This is a genomic window from Catenulispora sp. EB89, assembly GCF_041261445.1.
In the GTDB taxonomy this organism is placed as follows: Bacteria; Actinomycetota; Actinomycetes; order Streptomycetales; family Catenulisporaceae; genus Catenulispora.
The window spans coordinates 93,681-104,676 of the sequence record NZ_JBGCCU010000035.1 but is presented as its reverse complement, the minus strand read 5'-3'; the positions used below and the strand labels follow the sequence as shown (position 1 = coordinate 104,676).

Annotated in this window: 8 protein-coding genes; all 8 read right to left on the bottom strand. The window is 71.3% G+C overall.

The features are described from left to right. Window positions 1–524: 524 nt before the first annotated feature. The gene (locus tag ABH920_RS44870) at window positions 525–2,396 is read right to left on the bottom strand and encodes a prolyl oligopeptidase family serine peptidase (protein ID WP_370355461.1); all 1,872 of its coding nucleotides are present in this window, start codon (window positions 2,394–2,396) and stop codon (window positions 525–527) included. Window positions 2,397–2,424: 28 nt separating this feature from the next. Then, complete coding sequence (locus tag ABH920_RS44865) at window positions 2,425–3,492, bottom strand: ABC transporter ATP-binding protein (RefSeq protein ID WP_370355460.1); 1,068 nt, start codon at window positions 3,490–3,492, stop codon at window positions 2,425–2,427. Continuing rightward, window positions 3,489–4,550, bottom strand: coding sequence for an ABC transporter ATP-binding protein (locus ABH920_RS44860; protein WP_370355459.1), 1,062 nt, complete (start codon window positions 4,548–4,550; stop codon window positions 3,489–3,491). Before ABH920_RS44860 ends, ABH920_RS44865 begins: the two co-directional genes overlap by 4 nt. 3 nt (window positions 4,551–4,553) lie before the next feature. Beyond that, entirely contained in the window at window positions 4,554–5,465 is a 912-nt protein-coding gene (locus tag ABH920_RS44855; protein ID WP_370355458.1) for an ABC transporter permease, read from the bottom strand. After that, window positions 5,462–6,430 (bottom strand): ABC transporter permease, encoded by a 969-nt coding sequence (locus ABH920_RS44850; RefSeq protein ID WP_370355457.1) that lies wholly within the window; start codon window positions 6,428–6,430, stop codon window positions 5,462–5,464. The genes ABH920_RS44855 and ABH920_RS44850 overlap by 4 nt, the downstream gene beginning before the upstream one ends. A gap of 505 nt (window positions 6,431–6,935) precedes the next feature. Beyond that, the gene (locus ABH920_RS44845; protein ID WP_370355456.1) at window positions 6,936–8,603 is read right to left on the bottom strand and encodes an ABC transporter substrate-binding protein; all 1,668 of its coding nucleotides are present in this window, start codon (window positions 8,601–8,603) and stop codon (window positions 6,936–6,938) included. Between the two features lie 245 nt (window positions 8,604–8,848). Then, window positions 8,849–9,979: a M20 family metallopeptidase gene (locus tag ABH920_RS44840; protein WP_370355455.1), complete on the bottom strand. Its 1,131-nt coding sequence runs from the start codon at window positions 9,977–9,979 to the stop codon at window positions 8,849–8,851. Continuing rightward, on the bottom strand, window positions 9,979–10,884 hold the full coding sequence (locus tag ABH920_RS44835; protein ID WP_370355454.1) for an alpha/beta fold hydrolase: 906 nt from the start codon (window positions 10,882–10,884) through the stop codon (window positions 9,979–9,981). Before ABH920_RS44835 ends, ABH920_RS44840 begins: the two co-directional genes overlap by 1 nt. Window positions 10,885–10,996: the final 112 nt, after the last annotated feature.

Here is a 10,996-nt window from a genome sequence, read left to right as displayed (position 1 = left end):
AACGCACCACAAACCCAGACCCAGACACCCTGACCAACCCCATCAACACACGAATGTTGCAACCACCCCCTGAACCCGCCAGGCCTCCGGCGGGCACTCTACAGCGAGGGGGCGACCTGCGCGACCTGCTTGATGGCGGCGGCCCGCGACTGTTCGGCTTGCCATCACGCTGTTGCCTGCGCCGCGTTGGCCGGTGGCGGTGTTGCTTGTGGTCGCCGGGTTCTGGGTACCTCGCCGCGTCGTCGCCGTAAACGGAACCAGTCCGGTCTGGCGGTGTCCAGCCGCATCGCTGCTGCTGTGGCCGGGCCTCGTTCGGCTGGACACCACCAGCGCGGCCAGGTTGGCTTCGCCCGTCGACGCGGCGAGGGACCCAGAACCAACACCCCGCATGGTCCTTCGGACCCCCGAACCACGGGGCCCGTCGCGCTGGCCCGTCACTGCCCGCAGCCGCCAAGGCGTCGGTTCTCATCGAAGCCGGCAGCCGGCCACACCCGCACAGCGCGCAAGGCCATGAGCGCCGATCGTCACCGCTCGACTGGCCCCGTGGCCCACTTCTCCCCCGCCAGGGCGGCGCGGATCAGGGTCAGGGTTCGGGCGTGGTCGGCGATGGCGTGGTCGCGGCCGGTGATCTCGTGGCCGCCGTCGAACCAGTCGAGGACCACGTCGCCGCCGGCGGATTCGAGGGCGCGGGCGTAGCCGTAGGCCTGGGCGGCGGGGGTGCGGGTGTCGTAGCGGCCCTGGCGGATCCAGGCTGGGGCGCGGACGTGGTCGATGTAGGTGATCGGGGAGGCTCGGCGGTAGCGGTCGGGGATTTCTTCGAGGGAGCCGCCGATGAAGGTGCGCCAGGCGACCTGGATGGCCGGGTTCATGTCGCGGTAGGCCGCGGTCCAGTCGGCCAGTGCCACGAAGGCCAGTGCGCCGGCGAAGAGGTCGGGGAGGCGGCCCAGGGACAGCAGGGACAGGAAGCCGCCGTAGGAGTGGCCGGTGATGAAGATCTGCTTCGGGTCGGCGATGCTCTGCTCCACCAGCCACGCCACCACCGCGGCGATGTCCTCGGTCTCGCGGTCGCCGATGTCGGGTCTGAAGCCTTCGCGGAAGTCCCGTCCGAAGGTGACCGAGCCGCGGTAGTTCACGGCCGCGTAGCCGATGCCCTCGGCCAGGAACGCCTGCGCCTCGGGCACGTAGCCGTCGACTGTCACCATGTTCGGGCCGCCGTGCACGGACAACACCAGTGGGCCGGGGCCGGTGACGCCGTCCGGTCGGGCCGACCAGACCTGGACGGGGGTGCCGTCGGCCGAGGTCACGGTGGCCGAGCGCAGCGGCGTCCCGGTGGGGACCGGTGTCGGCGACGCCCCGAGGTCCCAGGTCTGCTCGCGCGTCTGGCCGCCGTCGACGCGCAGCAGGCGCAACGGCTGGTTGAAGCGCGTGTGCAGCAGCCTGATCTCGCGGCCCGGGCCGTAGTGCGAGGCGAAGATGTTCAGGTGCGCGGCGGCGACGTCCGGGCTGAAGAAGCCGCCGTCGGGGTGTGGCACTGGCTGCAAGGTGCCGGTCGGCAGGTCGTACTCCAGCACCCGGTGCACCCCGGCGTCGACGTGCACCAGCAGCAGCCGCTCGGCGTCGTCGGACCAGTCCAGCGCCACCAGGTCGCCGGCGAGGTCCGGGGCGTCGACGTCGATCCGGGCGCCGTTGGCCGGGTTGTAGACGCACGGCCGGGCGAACCCGCTGCGCTCGGTGCTCACCAGCAGTCGGTTGTCGCCGGGGACCGGGGAGAAGCGGACCGCGCGGACCGGCGCGTCGGGACCGTCGCTGAGCACTGACACGGTCTTCGCGCCCTCGACGGCCAGCACGGTCACCGCGAAGCGCCGGATCCCCGGGTTGTGGTCGGTGGTGTCCACGGCCGCGAGCAGTCCGTCGGCCGAGATCACACCGTTCCACGCCTCGTTCGCCGAGGCGTACAGCCGCCGCGGCACGTCGCCCTCGGCGGCGACGTGGAGTTCGAAGCCGTCGTCGGTGACCACGGTGAGCGCCACGCGTCCGCCGGTGCGGGCCACGTCCAGGCCCCGCAGCACATACGGCGGGAGCCCCGGGGTGAGGTCGACGGCCGCGCCGGTGGCCAGGTCGGTGCGCCAGACGTGCCCGACCTCCGAGCCGTGGTCGTCGCGCATCGCCAGCAGCGAGAGCCCGTCCCGGCCGAGGACCGCCTCCAAACCGTCGCCGGCGTCGGCGAGCTCGGCCGGAACCGACGTGACCTGGTCGGTCTGCGCGTCCCACACCGCCAGGGTCAGGCCGTCGGTGTCGTCGGTGACGAGCAGACTGACGTCCCGCAGGCCGCGGCCCCGGCGGACCTTCACCAGCCGCTGGTGCGGGAAGTAGGCGTGCCAGTGAGATTCAGGCATGGAAGGCATGGAAGGCGTGTCAGGCATGTCAGGCTCCGATCAGAGCGGGCGGCTCAGGGTGATGGCAGGCGACTTGATGTACGGATTCGCTGTCGCCGACGGTGGCCGGCTGTGTGGAAACGAGAGTCTGGGGCGGGGCGGTCGTCGCGCAGATATCAGTGGCCTTCCAGCAGCGCGTGCGGAACCGGCATCCCGACGGCGGGGCGAGCGGGCTCGGCACGTCGCCGTCCAGGACGATCCGCTTGCGCGTGCGCTGAATCCGCGGATCAGGCACCGGCACGGCCGACAGCAGCGCCTTGGTATAGGGGTGAGCGGGCCGGTCATACAGCGCCTCGGCCGGGCCCCGCTCGACGATCCGCCCCAGATACATCACCGCCACCTCGTGGCTGATCTGCCGGACCACCGACAGGTCGTGCGCGATGAACAGGTAGCTCAGCCCGAGTTCTGCCTGCAGGTCCTCCAGCAGGTTGATCACGCCGGCCTGCACGGACACGTCCAGCGCGGACACCGGCTCGTCCAGCACCAGGATCCGCGGCTCCACGGCCAGGGCCCGCGCGATGCCGATGCGCTGCCGCTGCCCACCGGAGAACTGGTGCGGGAACCGGCCGGCGTGCGCCGGGTCCAGGCCGACCAGCTCCAGCAGCTCGGCGACGCGCTCCTCGCGCCGTCCCGGGTGCAGGCCGTGCACCGTCAGCGGCTCGGTGAGCAGGGCCCGGACGCTGAGCTTCGGGTTGAGCGAGGAATAAGGGTCCTGAAAGACCAGCTGCACGGTCCGGCGCAGCCGCCGCAGCTCGGCGCCCCGGGCCGCGGCGACGTCGATCCCGCCGACCGTGATCTCGCCGCCGGCCGGCCGGACCAGGTTCACCAGCACCCGGCCCAGTGTGGTCTTGCCGCAGCCGGTCTCCCCGACCAGGCCGACCGTGCGGCCGCGCGGCACCGTCAGGTCCACCCCGGCGACCGCCTGCACCGTGCGGGTCCTGCGGCCCATGCGGCCGCGGCCTTTGAGGTGGTACTCGGCGATCAGGTCGCGGACGTCGATCGCCGGGCCGCCGTCGGTCGCGGCGGCCGGCTGGGTCACGGCCCCGGCGGCGGTCATCGTGCCGCTCCCATCAGCTCCAGGACGCGTGCGCAGGCGCTGTCGTGCCCGGGCGACACCCGCGTCATCGGGAGCTGCGGCGCGTCGCAGACCCCTGGCACAACGTGCGCGCAGCGCGGGCCGAACGGGCAGCCGGCCAGCCGGTCGTGCGGCGACGGCGGCTGGCCGGGGATCGGCACGAGGCGCGCCGTCTTGCGGTCCACTCGCGGTAGCGCGGCCAGCAGGCCTTCGGTGTAGGGGTGCGCGGGGGCGTGGAAGAGGTCGTCGACCGGGCCGTCCTCCAGCTTCGTGCCGGAATAGAGCACCAGGACCCGGTCGGCCAGACCCGCGACGACGCCGAGGTCGTGGGTGATCAGCACGACCGCGGTGTCGGTGCGGTCCTGCACCCGCTCGATCACCTCCAGGACCTGCGCCTGGACGGTGACGTCGAGCGCCGTGGTCGGCTCGTCGGCGATCAGGATCTCCGGGTCGTTGGCGATGGACATCGCGATCAGGGCCCGCTGGCGCATGCCGCCGGAGTACTCGTGCGGGTACTGGTCCAGCCGTGCCCGCGGGTCGGGGATACCGACCAGGTCGAGCAGCTCGGCGGCGCGCTCGTGCAGCTCGGCGCGGCCCCGGTCGCGGTGGTGGACGGCGACGGCCTCGGCCAGCTGGGCGCCGACCGTCATCATCGGGTTCAGGGCGGACAGCGCGTCCTGGAAGACGATGGCGATGCGGCGCCCGCGGACGTCGCGCATCTGCGAGTCCGACAGGGTCAGCAGTTCCTCGCCGCGCAGCCGGATCGAGCCGGTCACCTCGGTGCCGGCCGGCAACAGGCCCATGACCGCCATCGAAGCGGCGGACTTGCCGGAGCCGGACTCGCCGACGATGCCGAGGGTCTCGCCGGCGGCGACGTCGAAGCTGAGCCCGGTCACGGCGGTCACCGGGCCGGCCTCGGAGCGGTAGCGGACGGTCAGGTCGCGGACCGCCAGCAGCGGTACGTCCGGCGATCCCGCGGCACCGGTCGGGATCGCCGAGTCGGTCGGGCCCCCGGAATTGTTCGTCGCGGCTGTCGTCATTGCCTATTGCCTTCCTTGCGGATCCAGGGCGTCGCGCAACCCGTCGCCGACGAAGTTCACCGCCAGCACCGTGGCCAGGATCGCCAGGCCCGGCGCGTAGAGCAGGTAGGAGTGGGAGGTGCCGACCATGCCGGAGGCCTGGCTGAGCATGGTGCCCCAGCTGGAGCGGGGCGGCTGGACGCCGAAGCCGAGGAAGCTCAGCGTCGATTCCAGGATCACCGAGGCGGCCACCGCCAGCGAGACGTTGACGACGATCACGCCGGTCAGGTTGGGCAGCAGGTGCCGCCACAGGATGCGCCGGGTCGGGACGCCGAGGACCCTGGCCGCGTCGATGTACTCCTTCTCGCGCAGGCTGAGCACCTGGGCACGCACCACGCGGGCGATGCTGGTCCAGCCGATGCCCGCCAGCACCAGGACGATGGTCGGCGGGGAGGAGCCCAGGCCCTGGATCGCCAGGGCCAGCAACGCGATCGCGGGCACGATGAGGAACAGGTCGGTCACGCGCATGAGCACTTCGTCGACCCAGCCGCCGAAGTAGCCGGCGACGGCGCCGAGCAGCGTGCCGAGCGCCGTGGACAGCACGCCCACGCCGAGGCCGATGGCCAGGGACACCTGCCCGGCGTACATGACCTCGGAGAGGTAGTCGCGGCCGAGCTCGTCGGTGCCGAGCAGGTGCGCGCCGGACGGCGGGGCGGCGCCGAGGAGCAGGTCCTGGGCGTTGTGCGGGTAGGGCGCGAGCAGGCCGGCGCCGAAGCAGCCGACGGTCAGAGCCGCCAGGACGACCAGGCCGGCGACGGCGACCTTGTGGCGGGCGAAGCGGCGCAGGGCGATTCGCGCCTGGCTGGGCTCGCGGTTGCTGTCGGTCTTTTTCGCAGCCCCGGCGTCGATCCCGGTGTCGATCTTGGTCTCGGTCATCGCAGATTCACCCGGGGGTCCAACAGGGCGTACGCGGCGTCCGCCAGGAGATTGAAGAGGATCATGGCGAGCGCGATGACCAGCATCCAGGGCACGAGGGTGAAGACGTCGCCGGCCATCATCGAGTCCAGGAACAGCCGGCCCATGCCGGGGATGGAGTAGATCTGCTCGGTGACCACCAGGCCGCCGACCAGGAGCGCGGCGTCCATGGCCACCACGGTCACGAAGGGGGCGAGGGAGTTGCGCAGCGCGTGCCGGATCAGGATCCGTCGACGCGGCACGCCCTTGGCCCGGGCCGTGCGCACATAGTCCGAACCCAGCGACTCCACCAGCGCCGCCCGGCTGAAGCGCGACCACCCGGCCACCAGCCCGACGGTCATGGTCAGCACCGGCAGCACGAGGTGCCGCAGGTAGTCGAGGTTCACGCCGCGGGAGCCGGGCGAGTGCAGGCCGATGAAGTAGAGCGGCGGGTCGGCCATGCCGAACTGCTGCTGCGGCCAGATCGCCAGGGCCTGGATGAGGATCAGGCCGACCCAGAACGCGGGCATCGCGATACCCAGATACGACAGCGCGGTGAAGCCGTAGTCGCCGACCGAGTACTGCCGCGAGGCGGAGTACAGCCCGACGGCCAGCGCCAGCACCGCCGCGAACAGCACGCCCCAGACCACCAGCTGCGCGGTCGTGGCGAGCGCCGACCCGATCATGGTGGAGACGGCGCCGCCGGTGCGGGTGCTGGTGCCCCAGTCGCCGGTAACGAACGCCTTCATCCAGCGCAGGTACTGCACCGGGACCGGCCGGTTCAGGCCCAGCCGCGCGGTCTCGCGCGGCAGGGCGGTCGGGTCGTGGGACTGGCGGAGCTTGGCCAGCGGGTCGAAGGTGGCGCGCACCGCCCAGAAGAGCAGGAAGGAGGCGATGATCACGACGGGCACGGAGGTGGCCAGGCGGCGGGCCACGAAGGTCAGCATGGTGGCGCCTCCGAGGCTTGCGATCGCACCAAGCGCTGCTGCGGCTGCGGCGAGCGCGACACCGAAGCCAGTCGGTGCAACAGCCGCGAGCACGACACCGAAGCCAGTCGGTGCGGCTGCGGCGAGCGCGGCACCGAAGCCAGTCGGTGCAACAGCCGCGAGTGCGGCGCCGAAGCCAGCCGGTGCAGCAGCCTCAAGCACGACACCGAAGCCAGCCGGTGCGGCCGCCGCGAGCACCGCGCCGAAGCCAGTCGGTGCGGCCGCGGCGGCGGCGAAGGCTGTGGCTGCTGCGACGAAGCTTGCGAACACTGATGCGGCAGCCGCGTGTGCGGCACCGGTTGCGGCGGCCGCACCGACTGCTGGTGCGGCTGCGGCAAGGGCGGCCGCTGAGACGGTGCCAGTGGCTGCGGGCCCGGATGCGGGCGCTGCTGCTGCTGGGGCGCTGGCTGTGTGCGCTGGTGCTGGTGCGGCGGCCAGGTCTGCGGCAGAAGCATCGTCGGCGCCATCACGAAACCAGCCCCCACTCCGCGAGGTTCCACCAAGGCCCCTCCGAAGGATTGATGCTGATCGGCCCGCCGACCCGCTTGTTCCACAGCAGCACGTTCGGCACCGCGCTGATCGGCAGCGACACCACGTTGTTCGCGATGAACGTGTCGGCTCCCAGCGACGCCTGGCGGCGGGCGGTCTCGTCGGTGGTGTTCGCGACCTTGCCGAGCAGCTGATCGAGCTGCGGGTAGTTCGACCGGATGAAGTTGATGCCGGCCTGGCCGTTCGACGGGCCCGGGATGTTCTGCGAGGCGAAGCTGGCGTCCAGGGTCGGGGCCGGGAAGGTGTCCACGATGGTCCACAGGCCCAGGTCGAAGTCGCCGGCCGGGGCGGTCTTGCTGAAGATCTCGGCGGCGGTGCTGTTCTTGATGGTCAGGGTGAACCCGGCCTGCTTCAGCTGGGCCTGGAGTACCTGCTCGATCAGTTCGCGGCGCTTGTTGCCGGACAGCGAGGTGATGGTGAACGCCGCCGGGCGGCCGTCCTTGGCCCAGATGCCGTCGGCGTTCTTGGCCCAGCCCGCGCCGGTCATCAGGGCCGTGACCTTCGCCAGGTCCAGGTGGTAGACCGAGAAGTCGGTGCCGGCGTAGCGGGACAGCATCGGGGAGTTGAAGCTCTGTGCCGGGCTCGTCGAGCCCAGCGGCCCGTACAGCCGCGTCACCAGCGCCTGGCGGTCGATGGCGTACGCCACGGCCTGGCGCACCGCCGTGGAGTCGAACGGGAACCGGGCGTTGTTCATCCACAGCGCCTCCAGGTTCCCCGACTGCGCGTCGGTCTGGATGTCCGCGTTCGGCAGGCCGGCCTTGATCTGGTCGATGACGTCCAGCTGCGGCGACGGGTACAGCGCGTCCAGCTGCCCGGAGCGGAACGCCTGGAAGGCCGCGGCCGTGTCGGCGGTGAACTGGAACGTCACCTTGTCCAGATGCGGCTTGGGACCCCAGTACTTGTCGTTGGGCACCAGGGTGACGCTGCTCCCCCGCACCCACTGCTCGATCTTCCACGGCCCGCCGCTGAAGCTGTACCCGTTCTTCATCACCGCGTCCCGGTCCTTGCCGGCCAGCAGATGCGACGGCAGCACCCCGTAGTCGCCGCTGAACAGCATCTTCCAGTTGCCGAACGACTTGCTGAGCGTCACGACAGCGGTCTGCGGATCCGGGGTGTCGATCGAGGTGATGAGGCTGTACCCGGTCTTGTCGAAGATGTCCTGGCCGTCGCGCACCTGCAGCGCCGTGTACTTCAGGTCGGCGGAGGTGATCGGCTGGCCGTCGGACCAGACCGCCTTCGGGTTCAGCCGGTAGGTGATCTTCGGCTGCGCGTCCCCGGTGATCGTCGGCTCGCCGGCCATCAGCGGCGAGGCCGCCGGCACCCAGTCGGCGCCCTGCTTGGCGACCGTGAACACCTGCGGGATCGTCTCGTTCTTCATGATGTACTCGCCCCACACGGCGCCACTGCACGTGCCCAGCCAGTCCGCGCAGTCCGGTTCCTGCTCGGCGCCGATGACCAGGCTGCCGCCCTGGCGCACGGCCACGGGAGCCGCGGTCTGGGTACGCACCGCCGACCCGGCCGACGGGTTCGCGGAGCCACCGCCGCAGCCGGCCAGGACCAGGGACAGGGAAAGGCCTGCGACCACGACGGCGACCGGCCCGGTGCGGCGAGTGCGACGGATGCCGCGGGAGCCAGCGGTGCGGTGGATATCGCGGGTACGACCAGTACTTCCTGAGCGGCCGATGCCGCCTGGGGTATTGCTCAGCTGCCGGTTCATTATTTGTCAACCTCTTCTCAACCGGTGCGCCGATAGTGAGGGGCAGCGATACCGGTCGTGTCAGTGAGCGATGGGAAAGGGAATGGTGGGTGCGGGTACTGCGGGACCCGGTGTCAGCGCAGGGCTTCGATCAGCCCGGCGACCAGAGCCGCGCGTTCGAGCAGAGATTCCTCAGCGACCCATTCGTGGCGGGCATGAGCACCGGCACCGCGAGGGCCGAGGCCGTCAAGCGTCGGGATCCCCAGACCGGCGGTGAAGTTGCCGTCCGATCCGCCGCCGACGAGCGCCGCGCCCAACGACGGCAGGCCTCGCTCGCGGGATACCTCCTGTGCCAGGTCCAGCAGATCGGCGGACATGGCCTGCTCCAGCGGCGCCCGGTTGATACCGCCGGACACCTCCAGACGAGCCTCGGGGTGCCGAGGCACAAGCGCGTGCAACGCGGCGTCGACACGCTGCAGCTCGGTCAGCTGCCAGGCGCGCACATCGACGTTGAAAGCGGCCGCCTCGGGCACCGTATTGGTGGTGGTGCCCGCAGAAGCGACGGTGGGAGTGACAGTCGTGCCGGCGCCGCTGTCGCCGAGCCCGGCCACAGCAAGCACCTGGCTCGCCAGCTCGATCAGAGCGTTGACACCGGCCTCCGGCTCAAGTCCGGCATGCGAGGCGCGGCCCTGCACGGCGATCCGGTACAAGCCCACGCCCTTGCGCGCGACCTTGGCGGCGTCACCTTCACCGGGCTCCAGCACCAACACGGCCGAGCAGTCCGCAGCAGCGGATTCGACCAGCGCGCGAGACGTAGGCGACCCGGTCTCCTCGTCCCCGGTCACCAGGACACTGACATGCTCCAGACCCCCACTATCGGCGGCCAGAGCAAGCGCCTCCCACCCGATCACCAGACCGGCCTTCATATCGAAGGCGCCAGGCCCGGTCAGGCGGCCGTTCTGGCGAGCGAAGGGACGTTCAGCCAGCGTCCCCAACGGCCAGACGGTGTCGGCATGGCACAGCAGCAGCACACCCCCGGGCGCCCCGGACCGCTTGGGCCAGAACAGGTGCGGGACCTCGTCCCGCATCATGCGGTGCGGCGTGCCCAAACCCGCCGGAGCCCAAGAGGTCAGCAGGTCGTAGCACGCGTGCAAGCCCGCGGCGTAGCCGGACGGAGTCTCGTGCCCGACCAGTTCGGCCAGCCGGGACACCGCACGCTCGGTGGCGGCCGCCGGACCGGTTCCCAGGTTGTCGGCAGCAGTCATCAGGACCACCCCTGCCGGGCCAGGAACTCCGCCAGCACGGACGCCGTGGCCTCCGGCGCCTCCTCGGGCACGTAGTGGTCGCACGGCAATGCCTGCCCGATGACCACCTTCGCGTAGTCGCGCCACACGTCCAGCACGTCGTAACTCCGTCCGACGAAACTGTGTTCTCCCCACAATGCCAGCACTGGACACTCCACGAGCCGACCCGCAGCCGCGTCCGCCTCGTCGTGCTCCAGATCGATGCCCGCCGCGGCCCGGTAGTCCTCGCACGAAGCGTGGATCGCCGCCGGGTCGGAGAAGCACCGCACGTACTCGGCCATGGCCGTGGGATGGAACGGCGTGCCGCCGTGATGCCGGGCCTGCATCCGGGTCCGGACCCAGAACCCTGGGTCGGCGCCGATCAGGTGCTCGGGGATCCCGTTGCCGGCGGCCAGGAAGAACCAGTGGTAGTACCCCAGCGCGAAGTGCGTGTCGGCGGTGGCGAACGTGTGCCGGGTCGGCACGATGTCCAGCACCGCCAGCGCCGCGACCGCGTCCGCGTAGTCCAGGGCGAGGCGGTGCGCGACCCGGCCGCCGCGGTCGTGGCCGGCCACCGCGAAGCGCTCGAAGCCCAGCTCCCGCATCACCAGGTACTGGTCGGCCGCCATCGCGCGCTTGCTGTACGCGGCGTGTCCCGGCGCCGTGGACGCCGGCTTGTCGCTGTCGCCGTACCCGCGCAGGTCGGTGAGCACCACCGTGTACCGCGAGGCCAGCAGCGGGGCGACCCGGTGCCAGATCACGTGCGTCTGCGGGTAGCCGTGCAGCAGCAACAGCGGCGGCCCGTCGCCGGCCACGCGCACGTTCACCCCGACGCCCTCGGCGTCCACGCGCCGAGCGGTGAAACCCGGTAGCAGCTCGTCGTTCATGCCCTGATCACAGCAACCCGTCCGGCGGCCTGTCCAAGACACGTCGGTGATGTCTCTGATAGGAACGCCCTATCTGCGGTGCTGAACCGGGACGCCGTGACGAGCCGAGACC

Coding starts and splice junctions, on each gene's coding strand:
- ABH920_RS44870 (WP_370355461.1), bottom strand. CDS start 2,396: ATGCCTGAATCTCACTGGCACGCCTACTTCCCGCACCAGCGGCTGGTG.
- ABH920_RS44865 (WP_370355460.1), bottom strand. CDS start 3,492: ATGACCGCCGCCGGGGCCGTGACCCAGCCGGCCGCCGCGACCGACGGC.
- ABH920_RS44860 (WP_370355459.1), bottom strand. CDS start 4,550: ATGACGACAGCCGCGACGAACAATTCCGGGGGCCCGACCGACTCGGCG.
- ABH920_RS44855 (WP_370355458.1), bottom strand. CDS start 5,465: ATGACCGAGACCAAGATCGACACCGGGATCGACGCCGGGGCTGCGAAA.
- ABH920_RS44850 (WP_370355457.1), bottom strand. CDS start 6,430: ATGCTGACCTTCGTGGCCCGCCGCCTGGCCACCTCCGTGCCCGTCGTG.
- ABH920_RS44840 (WP_370355455.1), bottom strand. CDS start 9,979: ATGACTGCTGCCGACAACCTGGGAACCGGTCCGGCGGCCGCCACCGAG.
- ABH920_RS44835 (WP_370355454.1), bottom strand. CDS start 10,884: ATGAACGACGAGCTGCTACCGGGTTTCACCGCTCGGCGCGTGGACGCC.